At 60.5% G+C, this 26447-nt stretch carries 19 protein-coding genes; 11 read left to right on the forward strand and 8 right to left on the reverse strand.

What is annotated here, in order from left to right:
• Positions 1-335: 335 nt before the first annotated feature.
• The 6 genes from gyrB to FYB76_RS22160 form a co-directional block, all read right to left on the reverse strand.
• Positions 336-2834 carry a DNA topoisomerase (ATP-hydrolyzing) subunit B gene (gene gyrB / locus FYB76_RS22135; RefSeq protein WP_154135081.1) on the reverse strand — a complete coding sequence of 833 codons (2499 nt, stop codon included), beginning with the start codon at positions 2832-2834 and terminating at the stop codon, positions 336-338.
• A 136-nt stretch (positions 2835-2970) separates the two neighbouring features.
• Positions 2971-4077, reverse strand: a complete 1107-nt coding sequence (gene dnaN, locus FYB76_RS22140) for a DNA polymerase III subunit beta (protein WP_039782907.1) — start codon at positions 4075-4077, stop codon at positions 2971-2973.
• A gap of 676 nt (positions 4078-4753) precedes the next feature.
• The gene (dnaA, locus tag FYB76_RS22145; RefSeq protein WP_008333930.1) at positions 4754-6154 is read right to left on the reverse strand and encodes a chromosomal replication initiator protein DnaA; all 1401 of its coding nucleotides are present in this window, start codon (positions 6152-6154) and stop codon (positions 4754-4756) included.
• Positions 6155-6549: 395 nt separating this feature from the next.
• On the reverse strand, positions 6550-7317 hold the full coding sequence (locus FYB76_RS22150; protein ID WP_088756964.1) for a class II glutamine amidotransferase: 768 nt from the start codon (positions 7315-7317) through the stop codon (positions 6550-6552).
• Between the two features lie 219 nt (positions 7318-7536).
• Positions 7537-7854 (reverse strand): hypothetical protein, encoded by a 318-nt coding sequence (locus FYB76_RS22155; protein WP_088756963.1) that lies wholly within the window; start codon positions 7852-7854, stop codon positions 7537-7539.
• Between the two features lie 640 nt (positions 7855-8494).
• Complete coding sequence (locus tag FYB76_RS22160) at positions 8495-8728, reverse strand: hypothetical protein (protein ID WP_034330420.1); 234 nt, start codon at positions 8726-8728, stop codon at positions 8495-8497.
• 168 nt (positions 8729-8896) lie between these two features.
• Between FYB76_RS22160 and FYB76_RS22165 the strand changes: the two genes are divergently transcribed.
• Both FYB76_RS22165 and FYB76_RS22170 read left to right on the forward strand, forming a co-directional pair.
• The gene (locus tag FYB76_RS22165) at positions 8897-9856 is read left to right on the forward strand and encodes a LysR family transcriptional regulator (RefSeq protein ID WP_034330421.1); all 960 of its coding nucleotides are present in this window, start codon (positions 8897-8899) and stop codon (positions 9854-9856) included.
• Between the two features lie 129 nt (positions 9857-9985).
• Positions 9986-12022, forward strand: a complete 2037-nt coding sequence (locus FYB76_RS22170) for an AsmA family protein (protein ID WP_195724701.1) — start codon at positions 9986-9988, stop codon at positions 12020-12022.
• An 815-nt stretch (positions 12023-12837) separates the two neighbouring features.
• Here FYB76_RS22170 and FYB76_RS22175 read toward each other — a convergent pair.
• Positions 12838-13143, reverse strand: coding sequence for a 2Fe-2S iron-sulfur cluster-binding protein (locus tag FYB76_RS22175; protein WP_154135083.1), 306 nt, complete (start codon positions 13141-13143; stop codon positions 12838-12840).
• A gap of 449 nt (positions 13144-13592) precedes the next feature.
• Entirely contained in the window at positions 13593-14477 is an 885-nt protein-coding gene (locus tag FYB76_RS22180) for a LysR family transcriptional regulator (protein WP_154135084.1), read from the reverse strand.
• A 293-nt stretch (positions 14478-14770) separates the two neighbouring features.
• Here FYB76_RS22180 and FYB76_RS22185 point away from each other — a divergent pair, with 293 nt between their 5' ends.
• The 9 genes from FYB76_RS22185 (at position 14771) to mnmG (ending at position 26447) form a co-directional block, all read left to right on the forward strand.
• Positions 14771-16282, forward strand: a complete 1512-nt coding sequence (locus FYB76_RS22185) for a CoA-acylating methylmalonate-semialdehyde dehydrogenase (protein ID WP_154135085.1) — start codon at positions 14771-14773, stop codon at positions 16280-16282.
• Positions 16283-16377: 95 nt separating this feature from the next.
• Positions 16378-17997, forward strand: coding sequence for a GMC family oxidoreductase (locus FYB76_RS22190; RefSeq protein ID WP_154135086.1), 1620 nt, complete (start codon positions 16378-16380; stop codon positions 17995-17997).
• Between the two features lie 212 nt (positions 17998-18209).
• The gene (locus tag FYB76_RS22195; RefSeq protein WP_034335283.1) at positions 18210-18980 is read left to right on the forward strand and encodes an ABC transporter ATP-binding protein; all 771 of its coding nucleotides are present in this window, start codon (positions 18210-18212) and stop codon (positions 18978-18980) included.
• A 29-nt stretch (positions 18981-19009) separates the two neighbouring features.
• A complete protein-coding gene (locus tag FYB76_RS22200; protein ID WP_034335281.1) occupies positions 19010-19738 on the forward strand; it encodes an ABC transporter ATP-binding protein in 729 nt (242 codons plus the stop codon).
• Between the two features lie 187 nt (positions 19739-19925).
• Complete coding sequence (locus FYB76_RS22205; RefSeq protein ID WP_154135087.1) at positions 19926-21134, forward strand: ABC transporter substrate-binding protein; 1209 nt, start codon at positions 19926-19928, stop codon at positions 21132-21134.
• Between the two features lie 140 nt (positions 21135-21274).
• Positions 21275-22159, forward strand: a complete 885-nt coding sequence (locus FYB76_RS22210) for a branched-chain amino acid ABC transporter permease (RefSeq protein WP_034335261.1) — start codon at positions 21275-21277, stop codon at positions 22157-22159.
• Between the two features lie 12 nt (positions 22160-22171).
• Positions 22172-23152 (forward strand): branched-chain amino acid ABC transporter permease, encoded by a 981-nt coding sequence (locus FYB76_RS22215; RefSeq protein ID WP_154135088.1) that lies wholly within the window; start codon positions 22172-22174, stop codon positions 23150-23152.
• Positions 23153-23452: 300 nt separating this feature from the next.
• The gene (locus FYB76_RS22220; RefSeq protein ID WP_088756954.1) at positions 23453-24214 is read left to right on the forward strand and encodes a TSUP family transporter; all 762 of its coding nucleotides are present in this window, start codon (positions 23453-23455) and stop codon (positions 24212-24214) included.
• Between the two features lie 304 nt (positions 24215-24518).
• Positions 24519-26447 (forward strand): tRNA uridine-5-carboxymethylaminomethyl(34) synthesis enzyme MnmG, encoded by a 1929-nt coding sequence (mnmG, locus tag FYB76_RS22225; protein ID WP_154135089.1) that lies wholly within the window; start codon positions 24519-24521, stop codon positions 26445-26447.

Raw genomic sequence — 26447 nt, forward strand, 5'->3', positions numbered from 1 at the left:
TGAAACAGATGTTCCTGGATTTAAAAGAGCTGGGATATGAAGGGTCGTACGACCGCGTGGCCGCCTTTGGTAGACGGTGGAAGGTGGGTCAAATGGAGAGGGTCAAATCCGCGAGCAAATCAACAATATTCAGTTGATACACGCCCTAAGACAATTATTTCTTCGAATTGGTAGAGCGCCAATCTCCGTGAATTCCTATCAGTATTCAGTTCAGCGCCGCCGGAAAATATGGAAACTGAGCATCATGCAGAGCTGATAGCACAAAAAAAAAGGTTCATATATTTCTCATATATGAACCCTTTTTTCTCAGGTTATGTGTCTATCTACACAAAAAGTCAAACGTCAATATTCCCCGCCTGCAACGCATTAGATTCAATAAACGCCCGACGCGGCTCCACATCATCGCCCATCAAGGTCATGAAGATCTGATCCGCAGCAATCGCGTCCTCGATCTGCACCTTCAGCAAACGGCGCACGGTCGGATCCATGGTGGTTTCCCACAGCTGCTCGGGATTCATCTCACCCAGACCTTTGTAACGCTGCTTGTTGACGCCACGCTCAGCCTCATCACGCAACCAGGCCATGGCCTGGCGGAATTCGGTGATGACCGATTCCTTGCGCTTCTCGCCCTGGCCGCGCGCCACGATGGCGCCCTTGCCGATGAGTCCCTTGAAGGTCTCGGCCGCCGTCGACAGCTGCTGGTAATCCGGGCCGCTCACGAAGTCCGCATCGATCACGGTCGCCTTGATGTTGCCATGCTGGCGACGATGAATATGCAGCGCCACCTTCTCGCTATGCTCATCCACGCGCGCCTGCACGTCGATGTTGATGTCGTTGATGGCCTTCTTCAGTTCTTCCGCGGTGGCGGTGGCCTGCTCGATGTTGTCCATCTTCAGCGCCACGCCGCCGGTCATGATGGCGTTCAGGGCCGATTCATCGATGGCGCGCGACAGGCGCATGATGATCGCGTTGGCCGTGTTGTACTGGCGTGCCAGTTCCACCAGCGCTTCGCCACTGATCGGCGCAGCACCTTCGGAAGGCTTGATCTCGGCGTCGTTCAGGGCGATCTGCATCATGTACTGCGCTTCCTCGAAGTCGTCCTTCAGGTAGCGCTCGTCCTTGCCTGCCTTGACCTTGTACAGCGGCGGCTGAGCGATGTAGATGTGGCCGCGTTCGACCAGCGCCGGCATCTGGCGATAGAAGAGCGTCAGCAGCAGCGTGCGGATGTGAGCGCCGTCAACGTCCGCATCGGTCATGATGATGATGCGGTGGTAACGCAGCTTGTCCGGATTGAATTCGTCAGCACCGATGCTCGTGCCCAGGGTCGCGATGAGCGTCGTGATCTGCTCGGAAGAGAGCATCTTCTCGAAGCGCGCCTTCTCCACGTTCAAGACCTTGCCGCGCAGCGGCAGGATGGCCTGGAACTTGCGGTCGCGGCCTTGCTTGGCCGAGCCACCTGCGGAGTCTCCCTCGACGATGTACAGCTCGCACAGGGCCGGGTCGCGTTCCTGGCAATCGGCCAGCTTGGAAGACAAACCCAAACCATCCATCACGCCCTTGCGGCGCGTCAGTTCGCGTGCCTTGCGGGCGGCCTCACGGGCACGTGCGGCTTCGACGATCTTGCCGCAGATGATCTTGGCATCGTTCGGCTTCTCGGCGAGGAAGTCGGTCAGGGTCTTGGCGACGATTTCTTCCACGGGGCCGCGCACTTCGCTGGAGACCAGCTTGTCCTTGGTCTGCGAGCTGAACTTCGGTTCCGGCACCTTCACCGACAGCACGCAGGTCAGGCCTTCGCGCATGTCGTCGCCGGAGATCTCGACCTTGGCCTTCTTGGCGAGATCGTTTTCTTCGATGTACTTGTTGATGACGCGGGTCATCGCGGCGCGCAGGCCGGTCAGGTGGGTGCCGCCGTCACGCTGCGGGATGTTGTTGGTGAAGCACAGCACCTGCTCGTTGAAGGCGTCGTTCCATTGCATCGACACGTCCACCGACACCAGCGTGCCCTGGTCGGATTGCTTCTCGCCGGTGGCCTGGAAAATGGTCGGGTTGAGGATGCTCTTGTTCTTGTTGATGTATTCCACGAAGCCGCGCGTGCCGCCTTCGAAGGCGAAGTCCTCTTCCTTGCCGGTACGCTGGTCGGTCAGCTTGATATGAACGCCATTGTTCAGGAAGGACAATTCACGGATACGCTTGGCCAGGATCTCGTAGTGGAATTCAACGTGGGTGAAGATTTCTTCGTCGGCCCAGAAGTGGACTTCGGTGCCGCGCTTGTCGGATTCGCCCACGACCTTGATCGGGGAGACCTGCACGCCATCGATCATCTCCAGCTCGCGGTTCTGCACGATGCCCTTGGCGAATTCCATCGCGTGGACACGGCCGTCGCGGCGGATGGTGAGCTTCAGCTTCTTCGACAGTGCATTCACGCAGGACACGCCCACGCCGTGCAGGCCGCCGGAGACCTTGTAGGAGTTCTGGTCGAACTTGCCGCCGGCGTGCAGTTCGGTCATCACGATTTCGGCGGCCGAACGCTTGGGTTCGTGCTTGTCGTCCATCTTCAGGCCCGTGGGAATGCCGCGGCCGTTGTCGGTGATCGAGATGGAATTGTCGGCGTGGATGGTGACGTGGATCTCGCTGCAGTAGCCGGCCAGGGCTTCGTCGATCGAGTTGTCCAGCACTTCGAACACCAGGTGGTGCAGGCCGGTGCCGTCAGAGGTGTCGCCAATGTACATGCCGGGACGCTTGCGCACCGCCTCCAGGCCTTCCAGGATCTGGATGGAAGAAGCGCCATAGCTTTGTTGCGCGGAATTGGTGTTGTCTGCGGGGCTGGAGGACATGGTTACCTTCTGAAAATGCTAGCCAAACGACTAGGGAGCTGCAAAAAACGGAATTCTGGGGACGAATCTTTGGAATTCTTAAAAGCAACCGAGGGGCCGTCTGGGACGGCCCCTCGGGCGCATGGAGCGGGCTTGCTCAGATCCGCATCGGCATGACGACGTACTTGAAGTCGGCGTTGTCAGGAATGGTGATCAGGGCCGACGAGTTGGCATCGCCCAGGGCGATGTTGACGTAGTCGTTCTTGAGGTTGTTGAGCACGTCGAGCAGGTAGCTGACGTTGAAACCGATGTCGACGGTGTCGCCGCCGTAGTCGATTTCCAGTTCTTCGACCGCTTCTTCCTGGTCGGCATTGGTGGAGCTGATCTTCAGGCTGCCCGGTGCGATCACCCAGCGTACGCCCTTGAACTTGTCGCTGGTCATGATGGCCGCGCGTTGCAGCGAGCGCAGCAGCTGGTCGCGGCTGATGGTGAAGCTGTTCTTGTAGCCCTTGGGCACCACGCGGGTGTAGTCGGGGAACTTGCCTTCCACCAGCTTGGAGATCAGCTCGATGTCGGCGAAGGTCAGCTTGACCTGGTTGTTGGCGATCTGCAGCTGGACTTCATCATCGCTGTCGTCGAGCAGGCGTTGCAGCTCGATGATGGTCTTGCGCGGGATGATGACTTCCTGGCGCGGGAAGTCCTGCTCGGTCTCGACCTGGCAGAAGGCCAGGCGGTGGCCGTCGGTGGCGACCGCGATGACGTTCTTGCCTTCCACCACCAGCAGCAGGCCGTTGAGGTAGTAACGGATGTCCTGCTGGGCCATGGCGAAGTGAACCATGTTGAACAGGTGCTTCAGGGTCTTCTGCGGCAGGTTGACCTGGGCGTTGTAGTGCTCGGCCTGGGCGACGGTCGGGAACTCTTCGGCGGCCAGGGTCTGCAGGGCAAAGCGGGACTTGCCCGATTGCACGGTCAGACGCTTGTTGGAGAGGGAGACCGACACTTCACCGGAATCCGGCAGGGCGCGCAGGATGTCGAGCAGCTTGCGGGCAGCCACCGTGGTGGCCGTGGACTCGCTACCCGAACCGACGTCGGCGTGCGTGGTGATCTGCACTTCGATGTCGGTGGACAGGAAAGACACCTTCTCGCCGTCCTTGCGAATGAGAATATTGGCCAGAATCGGCAATGTGTGCCGACGCTCGACAATACCACTCACGATCTGCAGAGGACGCAGGAGCGTGTCTCGTTGGGTTTTAACCAATTGCATAGTCAGTTTGTCCTTGCTAATAGTGGTTTAAAGGGCGCCGTTGGCCGGCGTTCAGTCATGCCCATGTCGCGCGTGTTCCTCCTCTGGTGAAAAACAGCTGCTGCCTGCAGTGCAACCTGCCCGACGCACTGCAGAACTCACTTCCTGAAATACGCAACGCTCCTGCTAGTGCATGACCGGCCGCTGCCGGTCCGATACCCGTTCCCGAAGAGCTGGTGATACAGCGACCCGGCATTGTCCATCTGCGCCTGACAAACCCGGGCAGCCAGAACCACTTGGCTATACGTTTGGAACATTTGAATACTTTTGCCGGATCTTGCCGGGTATTTATTCGAAGTTTCCGTGCTACTTCGCGGATTTCCTACTCCATGGCCGGCCCTTGCGTCCGCCTGCGAAATAACGCCTTCCATTGTACCAATCATCCCCTCTTCGGAGTAGTGCGGCAGGGGGCAGGGAGGGCCGGCCGAAGGCAAAAAAGGAGGGGAGGACGGGCGTGTTGTCTTTTCTTCCATATGCCGCCGAAGGCGGCATTTTTCAATTATCCACAGGCGATTTTGACCAAATTCACCGTCGTTTTGCTGCATTGCCTGGGGAAAAGAAATGCCGCCCGGTTCACGCTGGAAGCGGGCGGCATGTCGATTTATCCACAGGCGTTTTCGCGCCCTTGCTGGCCGGATCAACCCTTCAGGGTTTGCTCCAGCACGTGCAGTTCGTGGTTGCATTCCGGGCTCTTGGCACGGTCGGCGGCGATCTTGCGCACCGCGTGCAGCACGGTGGTGTGGTCGCGCCCGCCGAAGAGGTCGCCGATTTCCGGCAGGCTCTTCTGGGTCAGCTCCTTGGCCAGGTACATGGCGATCTGGCGCGGGCGGGCAATGTTGGCCGGGCGCTTCTTGGAATACATGTCCGCGACCTTGATGTTGAAGAAGTCGGCCACGGTCTTCTGGATGTTTTCCACCGAGATCTGGCGGTTCTGCACCGAGAGCAAGTCCTTCAGGGCTTCCTTGACCACGTCGATGGTGATGTCCTTGCCGTGGAAACGGGAGTAGGCCAGGATCTTGCGCAGCGCGCCTTCCAGCTCGCGGACGTTCGAACGCAGGTGCTTGGCCACGAAGAAGGCGACGTCGTCGGACAGCACCACGTCTTCGGCGGAGGCTTTCTTCATCAGGATCGCCACCCGCATCTCCAGCTCGGGCGGCTCGATGGCCACCGTCAGGCCGGAGTCGAAGCGGGAGATCAGGCGGTCATCCATGCCGCTGATTTCCTTGGGATAGGTATCACTGGTGATGATGATCTGCTTCTTGGCCGCGATCAGCGCTTCGAAGGCGTAGAAGAATTCTTCCTGGGTGCGGCTCTTGCCGCCGAAGAACTGGATATCGTCGATCAGCAGCAGGTCCAGCGAGTGGTAATAGCGCTTGAAATCGTCAAAGCCCTTGCGCTGGTAGGCCGTCACCACGTCGCGCACGTACTGCTCGGCGTGGATGTAGCGGATCTTGGCGCCCGGGTTATCCACAAGCACCTGGTTGCCGATGGCGTGGATGATGTGGGTTTTACCCAGGCCCACACCGCCGTACAGGAACAGCGGGTTGTAGGACGTGCCGGGGTTGTTGGCCACCTGGGTAGCCGCTGCGCGCGCGAGCTGGTTGGCTTTACCGGTGACCAGGTTGTCGAAGGTCAGCACCGGGTTGATGCGCGACTGTTCCTGGCGCGGGGCCACCGCGCGTACCGGCTGGGCCGGTTCCGGATCCAGGTGCAGCTGCTCGTGGTTGGGCAGGCCCAGGCCGCTGGCGCCACCGCCATTGGCTTGCGCATTGGCGGCCGGGCGGCGGCCCTGGTTGCCGCGCGGGTCCAGCACGAACTGCACTTCGGTGGGCGCGTCCCAGTATTCGCAGGCCAGCGCGGTGATGCGGTTGGCGAACTGCGTCTTGACCCAGTCCAGCTTGAAACGATTGGGCGCGGCAATGCGCAGCAGCCCGTCCTCGAAGTCGAGCGGGACCAGCGGCTTGATCCAGGCGCTGTATTGCTGAGGCGTCAGCTCCTGCTCAAGTTTGTGGGAGCAGGCCTGCCAGAAGTTTTCCATGAAGCTTTCTTGTCGGATGATTGCGGCGCCCGACTGCCGCGTCCTGCGGACGGGCCTGTGGACGAAGTCGTCCGGGCGCGAAACGAGGGACGCATTCTACTCCGGTAAACTGAAGTTATCCACAGGCGAACCGGCAAAAAACCCTGAAAAACTTGATCTATCCACAGGCTGCGCAGCAGCCATCTGCGTCGCGTTCACGCAAAGGCGCTTGAGGGGCGGGTGATAGGGGGACAGAGTGGTGCGCTTGTGGAAAACGCAAGCTCATCCTTGGGGACGAGGTTTTTTGTAACAGCCTGTGCAAAACACGGGAGCAGGCTGGATCCTGTCCCCGATTTTCCCTGTGGACAAATGAAATGCCGTGAAATTCAGGCTGTGGACAAGATAACTGGCCGGCCTCAATCGACCACGGCACCGTCGACAAAGACCTTCATTTCACCGGCCTGGTATTGCGTCCAGACTTCATTATTGGTCAGCGGCTGGGTGACGATCACGGCCACCCGGTCATGGGTGGTGGTGACTTCCGAAAAATCGACCGACAGATCCTCATCCGAGAGCTTGGCCTTGGCAAAGGGATGCTGGCGGACGATGTAATAGAGATTGGTGGAGCAGTGGGTGTACAGCGCCGAGCCATCCGAGAGCAGCATGTTGAAGGTGCCATGGCTGGCGATGCCGTCGACGATCTCGCGCAACGCCACGCGCAGGTCGGCCAGCAAGGGCAGGGTATCGCCAAAGCGCTTGCGCATCTCCTGCAGGATGAAGCAGAAGGCCAGTTCACTATCGGTGGTGCCGACCGGCCGGAAAGGCCCGTCCAGCGTGGGGGTGAAGTTTTTCAGGTCACCATTGTGGGCAAACACCCAATAGCGGCCCCAGAGTTCGCGCACGAAGGGATGGCAGTTGGCCAGCGTGACGCGGCCTTGGGTGGCCTTGCGGATATGGGCGATGACATGCTGCGACTTGATCGGATAGCGCTTGATCAGCTCGGCCACCGGCGAATCCACGGCGGCCTGGTGATCGACGAAGGTGCGTACCCCGGAGCCCTCGAAGAAGGCGATCCCCCAGCCATCGCGGTGATGGTCGGTCAGCCCGCCACGGGTGGCAAAGCCGGTGAAGCTGAAGACGATGTCGGTGGGGGTGTTGCAGTTCATCCCGAGAAGCTGGCACATGATGTCTTGCGGTAAGGCTGTAAGGATAGTCAGATGGACAAGTTATCACGATTGCCGCCGCCCATGACGCGGGCTGTGGACAAAAAAAGCCCCGCGAGCTTGCGCTGGCGGGGCTAATCCTTCCTAAAGAGGGAGGAGGAGACACAGTACGTACTACAAAACTTCAACTACACGACCAGAAGCCGGTGGGCCTCGAACTACGGTCAGGCGGGGACTGGATCAGTCACGCGCGGCCATGTTGCGCAGTTCGGCGGCAAAACTTGGTTGGGACAGGCTGTATTCGTTGGCCATGCGGTTCAACATCATCTTGCCGCTGAACTTGTGCGCCAGGATGCGTTGCTCCAGCGACTTGCGCGGCTTGACCAGCAGCACGGCGGCTTGCGCCAGTCCCAGGATCAGCGGCTTGAACACCATCACCAGGGTCACCAGTGCACCCAGACCCAGCGCCGGACGGACATAAGCCGCCATCAAACCGAGGAAGGACTGCGCGAAGGGCAGGGCTGCTTCTGCGGGAAAGGCCAGGTTCAGGAAGGACATGATATTTCTACCTCTGATAATCAGGCCGCGGCACGATTGCGCGGCGTTCAAGTTCACTGTTGTTGCGTCGCAGTATGATGGTTCGCCTCCTGTATGACTACTTTAGAGTTCTCATATCAGTTATAGCGTTTGTGAATAAAGCGGTTTCTGGCCACAAAATTCTTCATATCGCCCCGGAACCCGCTTCAAGCGGGAGACAAGATCACCAGCGTGTGCCGATGCAGTCGTCCGGGCGGCCCTTTCTTGACGGCACTGATGCAGATTTACAACGGGGTTTGACGCCAAGGCCGGGCGCGCTGAATATCTGGCATGGGGAATCGGGCGAAACGCTCATATCCGGCGATGCGGAGATGAAGCCTCCAAGGACAGGAAGTCCGCCGGTTGCGGCTTGTCGCGGACCCACGAAAAAAAACCCCACAGGCTGGGCCTGCGGGGTTAATCCTTCCTAAAGAGGGAGGAGGAGACAACGGATCGGTGTCCTGACGCGTTGATCGAATCAGCGTCAACATAAGCGCCGTACGCGCCGGGAACTACCGAAATCCTTCACTACCGGCATCGGCCGCTCGGGGCTGATGCCAAGGTCACGCAGAAGTCATGCGCGACCGGTAAAACTTGAATCTGGTGAAGCAGAAACCTTCAATTAACCGCGCGAAGCGATGAAGCGCAGTTCAGCAGCCAGGTTCGGCTGGGTGGCTTCGAACTTGTCGGCCATGCGGTTCAGCTGGCGGGCGCCGGTAGCGCGATCCTGTTCGGCGGCAACCAGAGCAACGGCTTGCAGCTCGTGGGCCTTGACGAAGTGGATGAAGATGTTGCGCATGACGGCGGCGAACTTGCTCTTGAAGGTGCTGTTGGTGCTTTGTGCGATGGTTGCCATGATTCGATCCTTGACGTTGTGTGTTATGTTGCATTGCAGTGTAGTGAACTCACATTTGTTTGCCCACTTTCCGTTTCGGATATCAGTTATATAATCTGTGAATAATCTTTCTGCCGGCGATCACCGGCGTCCACACTGCCTCTCCTTACCGCCGCAAAGGCCCGCCCTATGAGCTTTCTCACCCTGGACCTGAACCTGTTGCGCGTATTCGACGCCGTCATGACCGAGCAGAACCTCACGCGCGCCGCCAATTTGCTGGCCATGACGCAGCCGGCTGTCTCCAATGCGCTACGCCGCCTGCGCGACACCCTCAACGATGACCTGGTCATTCGCACCGCCCACGGTGTGAAGCCCACGCCGCGCGCCGAAGAGCTGTGGCCGACGGTGCGCCGGGCGCTCTCGGAGCTGGAAGCGGTGATCGCGCCGGAAAGCTTCGACATTTCGCGCGCCCAGAACACCTTCCGGATGGCGATGGTCGATGCCACGGCCGCGCTGTGGCTGCCCTCGCTGGTGCGCACCATCATGCGCGACGCCCCGCGCATCAAGATCCGCATGATGCCGCTGACGACCCGCGACCCGCGCGCCATGCTGCTGCGCGGCGACATCGACCTGGCCGTAGGTTTCTTCCCCGGCGTGACCGCGCAGCTGGCCGATGGCCAGGGCATGGCCAAGAGCCAGATCAGCCATGCGCGGCTCTATACCGGGCAATATGTCTGCGTGATGCACAAGAACCATCCGCTGGCCGGCCAGCCGCTGACGCTGGACAGTTATTGCAGCGCCGACCACCTGCTGGTGAGCCTGTCCGGCAAACCCCATGCGGTCATCGATGACGTGCTGGCGGGCATGAACCGCGAGCGCAAGATCCTGCTGACGGTGAACCAGTTCTTCACGGCCGGGCGCATCGTGGCCAGCTCCGAGCTCATCACCGTGCTGCCGCGCCACCTGGTGGCCGCCACCGGCATGGCCGAGGCGCTGGTGGTGAAGGAATTGCCCTTCCAGACCCCGGAAGAACACGTGGACATGCTCTGGCATGAACGCGACGCCCGCAATCCGGCCCACAAGTGGCTGCGTGCGCACTTGTCTGCAACAACCCACGACGAATTCGGTCGTATCAACATGAAGCGCTGAAGCAGCGCGTGCGGCAAAGGGCTTTTCCGAACTGATTCATCCACAGGCGTCCCTGAGACAGGCGCCCGGAAAGCCGCCCCGCGCGGGCATCGGCGCCTGTTGATCACCCCAACCAGGGAAGCCGACCCGATGCCGCGCCTGACCAGAATCCTCCTTTGGCTGCTTGCCAGCCTCCTCCTCGTGATCGCCGCCGCGGTCATTTTCATCCTCACCTTCGACTGGAACCGGGCCAAGCCCTGGATCAATACCCGCGTCTCCGAGGCCACCGGGCGCGAATTCGCCATCGACGGCAATCTCTCCCTGCACTGGCATCGGCCGGAGCCGACCACCCCGCCGGCGGGATTCTGGGCGCGCTGGGTACCGTGGCCGCGCCTGCAGGCGGAGAACCTGCGCCTGGGCAATCCGGCAGCCTTCGCCAGCTCGGGGCAGATGGCGACGGTGCGGCAGGTCACTTTCACGCTCAATCCCTTGCCGCTGCTTGTGCACAAGATTTCCCTGCCGTCGCTGGAGGTGCAGGATCCTTCCGTATCGCTGCTGCGCAACCGCGAGGCTGTGAACAACTGGACCTTCAAGACCGACAACGGCACGCCGTCTTCCTGGCAGCTGCAACTGGGCCGCATCAGCCTGCGCCAGGGCAAGCTTGCGCTCGACGACGCTGTGCAAAAGATCAATATCAAGGCCGACATCGACACCCTCGATCCCGACAAGGAAAAAGTCTACGGACTGGGCTGGAAGCTGGCCGGCAGTTTCAACGGCGCGCCGGTGTCGGGAGAGGGCAAGGCCGGCGGGGTACTTTCGCTGCAGGACCAGCAGCAACCGTATCCGCTGCAAGCACAGGTGAAGGTCGGCAAGACCGCCATCGGCGTGCGCGGCACCCTGACCAAGCCGGCTGAACTGGCCGCGCTGGACTTGCGGCTCTCGATTGCGGGTGCCAGCATGGGCAATCTCTATCCGCTGACCGGCGTGCTGCTGCCGGAAACGCCGCCCTTTGCCACCGAGGGTCGCCTGATCGGCAAGATCTCGCCGCAACGCAGCGAATGGCATTACCAGGACTTCAGCGGCAAGGTCGGCGACAGCGATCTCAACGGCAGCCTGGACTACCTGACCGGTGGCGCACGTCCCCAACTGACTGGCGCGCTGACGTCCAATGTGCTGCGCTTTGACGACCTGGCCCCTTTGATCGGCGCCGACTCCAACGCCGAGAAAGCCCAGCGCGGCGCGGAGGAGCGCCAGCCCGGTGACAAGGTGCTGCCGGTCAAGACCTTCAGTACCGATGCCTGGGGCGCGCTGGATGCGGATGTGCGCTTCACGGGAAAAAGCATCACCCGCCAGAAGGGACTGCCCATCAGCGACCTGCAGGCGCACCTGATCCTCAAGGACAAGGTGCTCACGCTTGATCCCCTGAACTTCGGCGTGGCCGGCGGCAATCTCACCTCCACCATCCGGCTGGACGGCCAGGCGGCGCGGATGAAGTCCGAGATGAAGCTCTCTGCACGCAAGCTGAAGATCCAGAAACTCTATCCCCAGCTCGATGCCTCGCGCACCAGCTTCGGCGAGATCAACGGCGATGCGAAGCTGAGCGCCACCGGCAACTCGGTGGCCGCCATGCTGGGTTCGGCCAATGGCGAAGTGAAGACCCTGGTCAACCAAGGCGCCATCAGCAAATTCCTGCTGGAGGCGGCCGGGCTCAATGTGGGCAACGTGGTCATCAGCAAGCTGTTCGGCGACAAGGAGGTCAAGCTCAATTGCCTTGCCGGCGACCTGCCGGTGCATGACGGCGTCATGACCGTGAAGACCCTGCTGCTGGACACCGAAGATGCCCTGATCGTGGTCGATGGCAGCATCGACATGAAGCGCGAACTGCTGGACCTGAACGTTCATCCGCGCAGCAAGGGCTTGCGCATCATCTCGCTGCGCTCCCCGCTGTACGTGAAGGGCAGCTTCAAGAATCCGGATGTGGGCGTGGATAAGGGGGTACTGGCCCTGCGTGCCGGTGGTGCCGTGGCACTGGGCCTGCTGGCACCGGTGACGGCCATCCTGCCCCTCATCAATATCGACGGTGACCAGAAGGCCGAGTGTGGCCAATTACTGGAAGAAGTGAAGAAAGCACCGCAGGCGCCTCCACCGGGCAAAAGCACTGTGCAAAAGCGCGCGCCTAAAAATTAGGCAGCTGCAAAACGTGAAGATTCTTGCCGCCGGGCCAGGGGATAACTTCCCTGGCCCGGTGTCATTTCAGGGCTGCATCTTGTCGCTTGCAGTACGTACGCTTTTGATGCCTGTGGAGAAAATCCCCTCAAACCCGGGGCTAGCTCCCCTTTTGGGCGGTCCGACGGGGGTAAATCGGTGACCAAATGTCCGAAATCGGTGACTTCTCGAAAATCTTTATCCGCCAGCATCGAATCCATCAAATTCGGAACTGCCTGTGGATAAAGTTCTGAATAACTTTTTCATCGTTTGGGGAAAAGTCAAAAAGTTATCCAAAGGCGGATTTTTATCCAAGATCGGTTATGGGCTCATACAGAGCTTGCCCAAGGCTTTGTCCTTTGCGTAAACGGCTGATTTTTCTTGTGTAAACCAAGTTATCCACAGTACCCCCGGGACGTTAACCATCACTACTAATTTTATAAACAGCTTAGATTTAAAGCCTAAGCGCGCGCGCTTTCGCACGCGACGCGGCTTGGTCACCAGGACACCGGAGGCACGACTGACTTGGCCAAAACGCCGTCATTCGGGGATCCAGGCGCTGGAACCGGCAGAAAAAAGCGGCTGCACGCAGGTTTTCAGGGGGGATTGCCCGCAGCTGCCCTGGACGAGCCCGTGCGCAACGCCAGCAAAAAGAACGCAGGGTGCAGAGCGCTGTGGGAAAGAAAGCCAGCCAAGGCCCTGTACGGTGCCTTCGCCAGCTTTTTTTATCCACAGGAGAGGGCGGGATGGGGGTGTGAGCTCAATAACGGCCCGTGCTGATGACCGCAGTGGATAAATCAGCCGGCCTTCAGGTCGACCGCGCCCGGGACATCGAGCACCAGGTCGCTGCGGGCCTCGGCCACGCACGGCAGGATCCAGCCTTCGGCCTTTTCTTCGCGTGCAAGACCGGGCCATTCGATCTGGTATTCAATCTCGCCTGTGGACAATTTGCACATGCAGGTCCGGCAAGTGCCATTGCGGCAAGAGTTGGGGAGCCGGACGCCGGCTCGCAAGCCAGATTGCAACAAGGACATTCCAGCAACTTGTTCAAATTGCAAACCCGCGGGCTGGATTTCTATCAAGAATGTTTTTTTGGGGTCCATGCCGTGATTTTCCGGGGTTTGAAGGCCGCCTGTGGATAAGTCTCTGCATATCCGCTGGGCGTTTTGGGTATATCTCGCTGATTTATCCACGGCCGAAAAATTGTCCAGAATCTGTGCCTCGGCAATGCAGAAGCTTACCAAGCGTTTATCAGAAAGCTAAAGTCTTGATTTTTTTCGTGTAAACCGAGTTATCCACAGTTTTCGGCGACGTTAACTACTACTACTACTTATATATATCCACATCTAAATTAAAGAACCGAAAGCGCGTGCGCAGTGGACATCTTTCCAAAAAATTGGCTTTCAAACACCAAAACCCGCTGAAAAGCCCTTGGCAAGCCGCTGATCAGCTAGAAAAGTCCTTCAGGTTCGGCAGGAAGACGGGGATTTCAGAGCATGATTTCCATGGAGCAACCACCGGAGATGTCTTCAAAGCAAGTTTCTTTACAGTTTCAGCTTTGCCAGACTTGTTGCAGCAATTGGAAAACAGCCTTGATGGCCGCTTCATGTTGTCTTTTTTCTAATGTAATGAAGCTCAGTTCGGTCGACAGTTCGACCGCATCCGCAATCACCAACCCATGGGCGTGCGCTTGGCTCAAGGCGATGGACTCCCGCGCCAGCGAAAGCCCGACCCCGGATTTCACCAGGTCGAGCATGGAGGATTCCTGGTCCACTAGGGCAACGGTCTGCGGTTTTGTCTGATTTTGAGCGAAGATCTTGCTTAATAGGCGATGATGTGCGGATTCTGGCGGGGTCCAGATCCACGGCAAGCGCGCCAGTTCTTTCCAGCCTTTCCCCGACACGCGATTTTTCCAGCCAGCCGGGGCGATGACGTTGTAGCTGAATGAAGTCAGCGTCATGGCATGAAAGCCCTTGCCCGGGTCGCCCAGGAAAAATCCGACGTCCAGCTGGCCCGCGCGCACTTCGTTGAGAACCGAACCCGACATGTGATGCGACAACTGGGTCGACAACTGCGGATGCCGCTCGACCAGCAACTTCAGGAAAGCACCGAGCCGGATGAATTCCGGATCGAGGATGGTGCCGATGGCCAGGCTGCCGGAAAGAAGGTTGTCGCTGGAACGCAATCCGGTCGCATGACGCCGCAATTCCTGCACATCGCCCAGCACCCGTTCGGCGAACGGGAGCAAGGTATTGCCCTCGGCGGTGAGGACCATGCCGGATGCACTCCGATTGAACAAGGCCAGGCCCAGGCTTTCCTGCAGCGCCTTGATCTGCAGGCTCACCGCGGGCTGGGTCAGGTGCAGTTTTTCGGCGGCCCGGGTCAGGTTGCCTTCGTGGGCCACTGCGATAAAAGCACGTAATTGCGTCAGATCCATGGTCTTCGTCCGTGATCGCTCTGCATTTCAAGCAAGCCGGGATGTGGATAAGCCCGTGGATATCCCGGTGTATAGCTTGTGAGGATCTTGTGGGTAGCGTGTGAACAATCAGGAGCTAATTATAAGCATTCTTTATATTGCTCTTGATAATTCCTCATTGGATGCGAAGCCGGCAGGCGACTATTCTTGCTCTTCCATGGCAATCGTCCGTCGGGGTGACGGACTGGCCCGCTTGCAGGAGGGAGCAGGAGACAGCGCCTTCCACCTTCATTGAAAACACCAAAGGAAACCTTATGAGCCTCCCGCAGATCGATCACTTCATCAATGGCCAGATTTCCCGCTCCGAGAGCGGCCGCAGCCAGGATGTCTTCAACCCGGCCACCGGCGCTGCCACGGGCAAGGTGTCCCTGGCCTCGGTGCAGGAGGTCAATGCGGCCGTCGCCGCTGCCAGTGCTGCGGCACCGGCCTGGGCCGAGACGGCACCGTTGAAGCGGGCGCGGGTGCTGTTCAAGTTCAAGGAGCTGATCGAGCAGAACCACGATGCCCTGGCCAAGGCGATCACGCTGGAACATGGCAAGGTGTTCTCGGATGCGAAAGGGGAGGTCACGCGCGGCCTGGAGATCGTCGAATTCGCCACCGGCATCCCGCAACTGCTCAAGACCCAGTTCACCGACAACATCGGCGGCGGCATCGACAACTGGAACCTGCGCCAGCCGCTGGGCGTGACGGCCGGCATCACGCCGTTCAACTTCCCGGTGATGGTGCCGCTGTGGATGGCGCCGATTGCCATTGCCACCGGTAACAGCTTCGTGCTCAAGCCCTCCGAGCGCGATCCTTCACCTTCACTGATGCTGGCTGAACTGTTCAAGCGCGCCGGCCTGCCCGATGGCGTCTTCAACGTGGTGCAGGGCGACAAGGTGGCCGTGGATGCGCTGCTGGAGCATCCGGAGGTACAGGCGGTGTCCTTCGTTGGTTCCACCCCGATTGCCGAATACATTTACCGCAAGGCCACCGAGCGCGCCGGCACTTTCCCGCTGCGCGCCCAGGCCCTGGGCGGCGCCAAGAACCACCTGGTGGTCATGCCCGATGCCAACCTGGAACAAGCCGTGGATGCCCTGATCGGTGCGGCCTATGGTTCGGCCGGCGAACGCTGCATGGCGATCTCGGTGGCGGTGGCCGTGGGCAGCGTGGCCGACAAGCTGGTGGAAGCCTTGATCCCGCGCGTGAAGGCGCTCAAGGTCAAGAACGGCATGGAAGACGACGCCGAGATGGGCCCGCTGGTCACCGCCGCCCACAAGGCCAAGGTGGAGGGTTATATCCAGAGCGGCGTGGATGCCGGTGCCAAGCTGCTGGTCGATGGCCGCGGCCTGAAGGTGCCGGGCCATGAGGAAGGATTCTTCATCGGCGGCACGCTCTTCGACCATGTCACCACCGAGATGAAGATCTACCAGGAAGAAATCTTCGGCCCGGTGCTGTGCGTGGTGCGCGTGCCGGACTTCGCTTCAGCCGTGCAACTGATCAACGCGCATGAGTACGGCAATGGCGTCTCGCTCTTTACGGCCGACGGCAACACCGCGCATGAATTCTCGCGCCGCATCCAGGTCGGCATGGTCGGCATCAACGTGCCCATCCCGGTGCCGATGGCCTGGCACTCCTTCGGCGGCTGGAAGCGCTCGCTCTTTGGCGATACCCATGCCTATGGCGAAGAGGGCATCCGCTTCTACACGCGCTACAAGTCCATCATGCAGCGCTGGTCGGCCACCATCGGCAAGGGGGCCGAGTTCACCATGCCGGTGGCGAAGTAAGCAGGGTGGCGGCCGCCTCTTGCCAGGGCAGGGGCGGCGGCAGACGACAAGATCACAAGATCACAAGATCACAAGAACAAGCCAGCGGAGACACCATGCAATCGGCAGGGCAATACGACTACATCATCATTGGCGCCGGCACTGCCGGCTGCGTCATGGCCAACCGGCTCTCGCGCCAGACCGGCAAGAAGGTGCTGCTGCTGGAAGCGGGTGCCAAGGACGACTACATCTGGATCCATATTCCGGTCGGCTATCTCTACTGCATCAACAATCCGCGTACCGACTGGATGTTCCGCACCGAGGCCGATCCGGGCCTCAACGGCCGCAGCCTGATCTACCCGCGCGGCAAGGTGCTGGGCGGCTGCTCTTCCATCAACGGCATGATCTACATGCGTGGCCAGGCACGTGATTACGATCACTGGGCCGAGGTCACGGGCGACGACAGCTGGCGCTGGCAGAACGTGCTTCCCTTGTTCAAGAAGAGCGAGGATTACCACCTCGGCGCCAGCCAGTTCCACGGTGCCGGCGGTGAATGGCGCGTGGAGAAACAGCGCCTGCGCTGGGACATCCTCGATGCCTTCCGCGATGCGGCCGCCGAGAATGGCATTCCGAAGGTCGAGGACTTCAACCGTGGCGACAACGAGGGTTGTGGCTACTTCGACGTCAACCAGAAGCGCGGCGTGCGCTGGAACGCTTCCAAGGCCTTCCTGCGGCCTGCCATGAAGGATGGCAACCTCACCATCATGACCGGCTCGCACGTGAGCCGCCTGCGCATGGAGCAGGGCGAACAGGGGCCGGTCTGCACCGGCGTCGAATTCACCGGCGGTGGCAGCGCCTGGTTTGCCGAAGCCCGGGAAACCATCCTGTGCGCGGGGGCCATCGGTTCGCCGCATATCCTGCAGATGTCGGGCATCGCCGATCCAGCACTGCTGCAACAGCACCAGATCCCGGTGGTGCACGCGCTGCCGGGCGTGGGCGAGAACCTGCAGGATCACCTGCAGATGCGCATGGTCTTCAAGGTCGATGGTGCCAGGACCCTCAACGCCATGGCCTCGACCCTGGTCGGCAAGATGAAGATCGGGCTGGAATACCTGCTCATGCAAAGCGGGCCGATGTCGATGGCGCCCTCGCAGCTGGGCGCCTTCGCCAAATCCGATGCGCAGCAGGCCAGCGCCAACCTGCAGTATCACGTTCAGCCGCTGTCGCTGGAAAAATTCGGCGACCCGCTGCATGCCTTCCCGGCCTTCACGGCCAGCGTGTGCAACCTGCGTCCGACCTCGCGCGGCCACGTGCGCCTGGGCTCGACCGATCACGCCCTGGCACCCAGGATCACCACCAACTATCTCTCCACCGAAGAAGACCTCAAGGTTGCCGCCAACGCGCTGCGCCTGACCCGCCGCATCGCGGCCTCGCCGGCGCTGTCGCGTTATCGCCCCGAGGAATACAAGCCCGGCACGCAGTATGAAAGTGAAGCCGATTTGTATCGCGCTGCCGGTGATGTGGGCACCACCATCTTCCATCCGGTCGGTACCTGCCGCATGGGCCGCAGCGATGATGCGATGGCCGTGGTCGACGCCCAATGCCGGGTGCGCGGCGTGTCAGGATTGAGCGTGGCCGATGCCTCCGTGATGCCCTCCATCACCTCCGGCAACACCAATTCCCCGACTGTCATGATCGCCGAGAAAGTCGCGTCCAGCCTGCTTTCCCGGGCTTGAGACGGCAATTCCCAGCCGCTGGACCATACGGTACTTATACGTATTGTATGAATGGTACGAACCGGCTACTATGCGCCAAATATTAAAACTAGCTTCTCGATTCGCCAGGTAAACAACGCGGTTCCTGAATCCAAAAGATTCAGTTTGTCCGCAGCAGGCAGGCCTTGACGACCGGATCCACCGGCGCGGGCATCAAAGGGAAAGAAGAGACCATGACAGACGTCATTCTGGAGACACGAAACCTGACGAAGGAATTCAAGGGTTTCACGGCAGTAAGCGCGGTCAACCTGCAAATTGAGCGCGGTCACATTCATGCCTTGATCGGCCCCAATGGCGCCGGCAAGACCACTTGCTTCAACCTCCTGACCAAGTTCTTGGTACCGACCTCGGGCCAGATCCTGTTCAACGGCAAAGACATCACCATGGATGCGCCGGCGCAGATCGCGCGCCAGGGCATCATTCGCTCCTTCCAGATTTCCGCCGTCTTCCCGCACATGAGCGTGCTGGAAAACGTGCGCATCGGCCTGCAGCGCAAGCTCGGTACCTCCTTCCATTTCTGGAAGAACGGCGAGAGCCTGAAGCAGCTCGACGAGCGCGCCATGCAGCTGCTGGAAGAAGTGGACCTGACCAGTTTTGCCCGCACCACCACGGTGGACCTTCCCTACGGCCGCAAGCGCGCCCTGGAGATCGCCACCACCTTGGCCATGGAGCCGGAACTGATGCTGCTGGACGAACCGACCCAGGGCATGGGCCACGAAGACGTGGACCGCGTCACCGCACTGATCAAGAAGGTCTCGGCCGGCCGTACCATCCTCATGGTGGAGCACAACATGAGCGTGATCTCCGGTATCTGCGACCGCATCAGCGTGCTGCAACGTGGTGCGCTGCTGGCTGAAGGCAGCTATGAAGAAGTCTCGCGCAATCCGCAGGTGATGGAAGCCTACATGGGCAGCACCTCGGCCGAACTGCAAGGGGCTCACTGATGAGTACCGCCACCATGAATGCTGATGCCATGACGACGTCTTCTTCTTCCGCGCCGCTGGTGCTGCAGATCAGCGATCTGCAATCCTGGTACGGCGAATCGCACATCCTGCACAACGTCAACCTCAACGTCCACCAGGGCGAGGTGGTCACGCTGCTGGGCCGCAATGGCGCCGGCCGCACCACGACGCTGCGTTCCATCATGGGCCTGGTCGGTACCCGCAAGGGCAGCATCAAGATCAACGGCCAGGAAACCATCAACCTGGCTACCCACAAGATCGCCCACTACGGCGTGGGTTACTGCCCGGAAGAGCGGGGCATCTTCTCCTCGCTCTCGGCCGAAGAAAACCTGATGCTGCCGCCCTTTGTTTCAAAGACGGACAAAGGCATGTCCATCGACGAAATCTACGAGATGTTCCCCAACCTGAAGGAACGTCGCAACAGCCAGGGCACGCGCCTGTCCGGTGGTGAACAGCAGATGCTGGCGGTAGCGCGCATCCTGCGCACCGGTGCCCGCCTGCTGCTGCTCGACGAGATCTCCGAAGGCCTGGCCCCGGTCATCGTGCAGGCCTTGGCCCGCATGATCACTACGCTCAAGGCCAAGGGCTACACCATCGTCATGGTCGAGCAGAACTTCCGCTTCGCCGCGCCGCTGGCTGATCGCTTCTATGTGATGGAACACGGCCAGATCGTCGAATCCTTCGCCTCCTCCCAGCTGGAAGCGAAGATGCAGACCCTGAACGAACTGCTCGGCGTTTAAGCACCGCTCCCCGGCAATGCACTGCACTGCCGGGTCCGGCCTCCAGATTTTTCCGGTATCACCAGCTTCACGACTAGAAGAAGTACTGCCAACAAGTACGTCCGCGGGGTGAGCGATCCTCTCCCCGTTCCACCAAGTTGTCTCGCATCGAAATCATCAAGCGGGCTTCATAACAGAGGAGATGAAAATGAAACTCAAGGCAATGGCACTGGCCGTTACCGCAGCTGCTGCGGCATTCGCGACCGCGCCGGCTTCGGCACAGATCTCGGGTGATGTGATCAAGATCGGTTTCATTACCGATATCTCGGGCGTGTATTCGGACATCGACGGCCAGGGTGGCGCCGAAGCCATCAAGATGGCCATCGCCGACATGGGCGGTTCCATCAACGGCAAGAAGATCGAACTGGTTGTGGCCGACCACCAGAACAAGGCCGACGTGGCCGCCAGCAAGGCCCGTGAATGGTTCGACCAGCAGGGCGTGGATGTGTTGATCGGTGGCACCAACTCCGGCACCGCCCTGGCCAGCGCCAAGGTCGCAGCCGAAAAGAAGAAAGTCTATTTCTCGGTCGGTGCTGGCACCGCCCGTCTGACCAATGAAGAGTGCTCGCCCTATACCGTGCACTACGCCTACGACACCGTGGCCCTGGCCAAGGGCACCGGTTCGGCGGTGGTGAAGCAGGGCGGCAAGAGCTGGTTCTTCCTGACCGCTGACTACGCCTTCGGCCACTCGCTGGAATCCGATACCGCCAACGTCGTGAAGGCCTCCGGCGGCACCGTGGTGGGCTCGGTCAAGCACCCGCTGGGCGCCTCCGACTTCTCCTCCTTCCTGCTGCAGGCACAGAGCTCCAAGGCCCAGATCATCGGCCTGGCCAACGCCGGTGGCGACTTCATCAACTCGGTGAAGGCGGCCAACGAGTTCGGCATCACCAAGACGGCCAAGCTGGCGGGCCTGCTGGTGTTCATCAACGACGTGCATTCGCTGACCCTGAAGAACACTGAAGGCCTGTACCTGACCGACAGCTGGTACTGGGACTCCAACGAGGAAACCCGTGCCTTCGCCAAGCGCTACTTCGCCGTGCGCAAGAAAATGCCGTCTTCCCTGCAGGCTGGCGATTACTCGGCCGCGCTGCAGTACCTGAAGGTCGTCAAGGAAATCGGTACCGATGATTCCGACAAGGTCATGGCGGCACTGCGCAAGGCCAAGTTCAACGACATGTACCAGAAGAACGGCTACCTGCGCGCCGACGGCCGCGTGGTGCACGACATGTACCTGTACCAGGTGAAGGCCCAGGCTGATTCGAAGTATCCGTGGGACTACTACAAGCTGGTGCAGACCATTCCGGCAGAGCAGGCGTGGACCACCAAGGCCGAATCCAAGTGCGCGGCCTGGAAGTAATCCTTTCGCATCGAGCTGCACGCATCAAGCAGTAAGGCCATCGCACAGCCAGCAAAATCTGTCATTTCTGTTCACGCGGGGATGGCAGATTTTTGCTGTAAGCGGTGGCGTTCTTCACCCATCTGGATGAACGGGTTTTTATGGAACTATTCGGCATACCCCTGCAAGCCTTGTTGAGCCAGCTGCTGCTGGGCCTGGTCAACGGCTCCTTCTACGCCATGCTCTCGCTGGGCCTGGCGGTGATCTTCGGCTTGCTCAACGTGATCAACTTCGCGCACGGCACGCTTTACATGCTGGGCGCTTTCCTGGCCTGGATGGGCCTGACCTATCTGGGACTCAATTACTGGGTCATGCTCATCGTGGCACCGATCCTGGTGGGCCTGTTCGGCATCGTGATCGAAAAGACCATGCTGCGCTGGCTCTACAAGCTAGACCACCTCTACGGGCTGCTGCTGACCTTCGGCATCACGCTCATGATCGAGGGCATCTTCCGCTCCATCTATGGCGTCTCGGGCCAGCCGTATTCGGTGCCTGACCTGCTGCAGGGCGCGACCAACCTCGGCTTCATGGTGCTGCCCAACTATCGCGCCTGGGTCGTGGTGGCTTCGCTGGTGATCTGCTTTGCCACCTGGTTCGTGATCGAGAAGACGCGCCTGGGTGCCTACCTGCGCGCCGGCACCGAGAACCCCAAGCTGGTGGAAGCCTTTGGCATCAACGTCCCCCTGATGGTGACCCTGACCTACGGCTTCGGCGTGGCCCTGGCGGCCTTCGCCGGCGTGCTGGCCGCCCCGGTGATCCAGGTCTCGCCGCTGATGGGTTCCAACCTGATCATTACCGTCTTCGCGGTGGTGGTCATCGGCGGCATGGGCTCCATCCTCGGTTCGATCATCACCGGCCTGGTGCTGGGCCTGATCGAAGGCCTGACCCGCGTGTTCTACCCGGAACTGTCGGCCACCGTGGTCTTCATCATCATGGCCATCGTCCTGATGGTCCGTCCGGCCGGCCTGTTCGGCAAAGAGAAATAATCGGAGACCGGCATGAACAAGAAAATCGGAATTGCTGTTTTACTAATATTGTTGTTGGCGGCACCGTTCGGCATCTACCCGGTGTTCCTGATGAAGATGCTGTGCTTCGCGTTGTTCGCCTGCGCCTTCAATCTGCTGATCGGCTACACCGGCTTGTTGTCCTTCGGCCATGCGGCCTTCCTCGGCTGGGCGGGCTATATGTGCGGCCAGTCGCTGAAGGTGTGGGGTTTGCCGACCGAGCTGGGCCTGGTCATCGGTACCCTGACGGGTGCCTTGATCGGCCTGGTGATGGGGCTGCTGGCGATCCGTCGCCAGGGTATCTACTTCACCATGATCACCCTGGCGCTGGCGCAGATGCTGTTCTTCGTCGCCTTGCAGGCACCGTTCACCGGTGGCGAGGACGGCCTGCAAGGTGTCCCGCGCGGCAAGCTGCTGGGCATGATCGACCTGACCAGCGACATGACCCTGTACTACGTCGTGCTGGCCATTGCCGTAGCGGGCTTTGCGCTGATCGTGCGGACCATCCATTCCCCGTTTGGCCAGGTGCTCAAGGCGATCAAGGAGAACGAGCCGCGCGCCATCTCGCTGGGCTATGACGTGGCGCGCTACAAGCTGCTGGCCTTCGTGCTGTCGGCGGGCTTGTCGGGTCTGGCGGGTGCCACCAAGACCCTGGTGCTGGGCTTCGAGACCCTGACCGACGTGCACTGGAGCATGTCCGGCCTGGTGGTCCTGATGACCCTGGTGGGTGGCCTGGGTACCATCGTTGGTCCCATCGTCGGCGCCATCATCATCATCATGCTGGAGAACAAGCTGGGTGATATCGGTGCCTGGCTGGCCAACGTCACCAGCATCGACTGGTTCAATACCTTGGGAGATTCGGTGACGATTGTGACCGGCTTCATCTTCATCGTCTGCGTGCTGGCTTTCCGGAAGGGCATCGTGGGCGAGATCCTGGCCTTGGCCGGGAAGGGGCAGGCCAAGGGATCGCACTAGTGTTTCGCTGAAGTTTAAAACTTCATCTGCCGCCGGCAAGTCACCCCAGGGTGATTTCCCGGCGGTAATTTTTTGTCTTCATGACGGGCCAGCCAGAACAGCAGGGATGTGTTCCGCAACAGTCCCCAAAGCTTCATCTCTGTGGCTGATGCCGGGCGGGGCAGGGCGGTAGAATGTGGCCCGGCTGCTCCCTTGTTCATTTCACCGTCCATTCATTTCCCCTCGTCCCATGCTCATCCCTGTTTCATCCCTTGCCGATGCTTCCGCTCCTTTCTTCACTTCGTCAGCGGAGGGCAAGTGATGCTGGACTATGTGGTGTTGTGCAGCGCCGCCTTCGTGGCCGGCTTGATCGATGCAGTGGTGGGAGGAGGTGGACTGGTGCTGGTGCCGACCTTGTTCTCAGTATTTCCCAATACTGCCCCGGCGACCTTGCTGGGGACGAACAAGGTCGCGGGAGTGATGGGCACGAGTGCGGCGGCCATCAACTTTGCGCGCAAGGTTGCCGTGAGGTGGAGTACCGTGACCCCGGCTGCGATGGCAGCTTTTGCGTTTTCCTTCTTCGGGGCCTATGTCGTTACCCATATCCCGACCGAGCTGATTCGCAAGGCTTTACCCTTCGTCCTGATCGCAGTTGCCCTCTACACCTTGAAGAAGAAGGACTTCGGTACCACCCATGCGCCCACGCTGACCGGCACCCGGGAAATCGTGTACGCCGCGCTGATCGGTGGGGCAGTGGGTTTCTACGATGGTGTATTTGGTCCGGGTACGGGCAGCTTCCTGGTGTTCCTGTTCGTGCGGGTATTCAGCTATGACTTCCTCTCGGCATCGGCGGTCTCCAAGTTCGTCAACATTGCGACCAACCTGGCAGCCTTGTGCTGGTTCGGGTATAGCGGACACGTTATCTGGCAATTGGGCTTGCTGATGGCGGTGTTCAACATCGGGGGCTCCTTGGTGGGTACACGACTGGCCATGAAACATGGCAGCGTCTTCGTGCGCAAGTTGTTCCTGGTCGTGGTGGGGGCATTGATCTTGAAGTCGGGTTACGACGCCTTCCTCAAATAGCAGAAAACTTCACCGGGTGTTTCACGTGAAACATCCGGCCCCCGACACAAAAGACGGAGCGCGATGCTCCGTTTTTTTATTCATATTCTGACTTCGACCCCCAAAGCCAGCCCGCTGTTTCACGTGAAACAATCCGAGTCGATGTTTCATTGATCAGTTAAGCCTATCGAATCCGCCGCCCGATAGTGTCCAGCAGGGCGGGGAAGTGCGGTAAACCAACAGCTACCGACCCCGCCTCCGACCCCGCCAGATAAAAGGTCTTATAATCTCGCCTCTGTTCTCACCTCTACGCGAGGCCCGCATCATGCTATTCCCCACACAATTTGACGTCATTGTCGTTGGCGGCGGTCACGCCGGCACCGAAGCTGCACTGGCCGCAGCACGCATGGGCCAGAAAACCCTGCTCCTGACGCACAACATCGAAACCCTGGGCCAAATGTCCTGCAATCCCTCCATCGGCGGGATCGGCAAGGGCCACTTGGTCAAGGAAGTCGATGCCATGGGTGGGGCGATGGCGATCGCCACCGATGAGGCGGGCATCCAGTTCCGCATCCTGAACTCCTCCAAGGGTCCGGCCGTGCGCGCTACCCGCGCCCAGGCCGACCGCATCCTGTACAAGGCGGCGATCCGCTCGCGCCTGGAGAACCAGCCGAACCTGTGGCTGTTCCAGCAGGCCGTGGACGACCTGATGCTGGAAGGCGACCGCGTCGTGGGCGCCATCACCCAGGCCGGTATCCGCTTTGCCGGCCGTGCCGTAGTGCTGACCGCCGGGACCTTCCTGGACGGGAAGATCCACGTGGGCCTGAACAATTATTCCGGTGGCCGTGCCGGTGATCCGCCTGCGGTCTCGCTGTCGGCGCGCCTGAAGGAGTTGAAGCTCCCGCAAGGGCGCCTGAAGACCGGCACCCCGCCGCGCATCGATGGTCGCACCATCAACCTGGCGATCCTGGAAGAGCAGCCCGGCGACCTGGACCCGGTACCGGTGTTCTCCGTCATGGGCAACGCCGCCATGCACCCGCGCCAGATGCCGTGCTGGATCACCCACACCAACAGCCGCACGCACGACATCATCCGTGGCGGCCTGGATCGCAGCCCGATGTACACCGGCGTCATCGAAGGCGTGGGCCCGCGTTACTGCCCCTCCATCGAAGACAAGATCCACCGCTTCGCCAGCAAGGATTCGCACCAGATCTACCTGGAACCCGAGGGCCTGACCACCCACGAGTTCTACCCCAATGGCATCTCCACCAGCCTGCCGTTCGACGTGCAGCTGGAACTGGTGCGATCGATGAAGGGCATGGAAAACGCCCACATCCTGCGCCCCGGCTACGCCATCGAATATGACTACTACGATCCGCGCGGCCTGAAGTCCTCGCTGGAAACCCGCCAGGTCCAAGGCCTGTTCTTCGCCGGCCAGATCAACGGCACCACCGGATATGAAGAAGCGGCCGCCCAAGGCATGCTGGCCGGCATCAACGCCGCCCTGCAGACGCAGGGACGTGAAGCCTGGACCCCGCGCCGCGATGAAGCCTACCTCGGCGTGCTGGTCGACGACCTGGTCACCCAGGGCGTGCAGGAACCGTACCGCATGTTCACCAGCCGCGCCGAGTATCGCCTCTCGCTGCGCGAAGACAATGCCGACCTGCGCCTGACCGAAATCGGCCGCGAACTCGGCTGCGTCGGCGATGCGCAATGGGAAGCCTTCGAGCGCAAGCGCGAAGCCGTTTCACGTGAAATGGAACGCCTGAAGTCGACCTGGGTGAACCCGCGCATCCTGGCCGCCGCTGAAGCCGAGCGCGTGCTGGGCAAGGCCATCGAGCGCGAATACAACCTGCTGGACCTGCTGCGTCGTCCCAATGTGACTTATGACAGCCTCATGGGCCTGACCGGCAGCGAAGGCCAGGCGCTGGCCGGCCCCGGCATCGAAGATGGCCCGGTGCGTGAACAGGTCGAGATCCAGGTCAAGTACGCCGGCTACATCGCGCGCCAGGCCAATGAGATCAGCCGCCAGGATCACAATGAAAACCTGAAGCTGCCGGCCGACCTCGATTACATGGACGTGAAAGCACTGTCCATCGAAGTGCGCCAGAAGCTCAACAAGCATCGCCCGGAAACCTTGGGCCAGGCCTCCCGCATTTCCGGCGTGACGCCGGCAGCACTGTCGCTGCTGCTGGTGCACCTGAAGAAGGGCGGCCTGAAACAGGCGGCTGGCGCTGACAACCAAGCTGCGTGA

The organism is Herbaspirillum sp. CAH-3 (assembly GCF_009668275.1).
Classification (GTDB): Bacteria; Pseudomonadota; Gammaproteobacteria; order Burkholderiales; family Burkholderiaceae_D; genus Herbaspirillum; species Herbaspirillum aquaticum.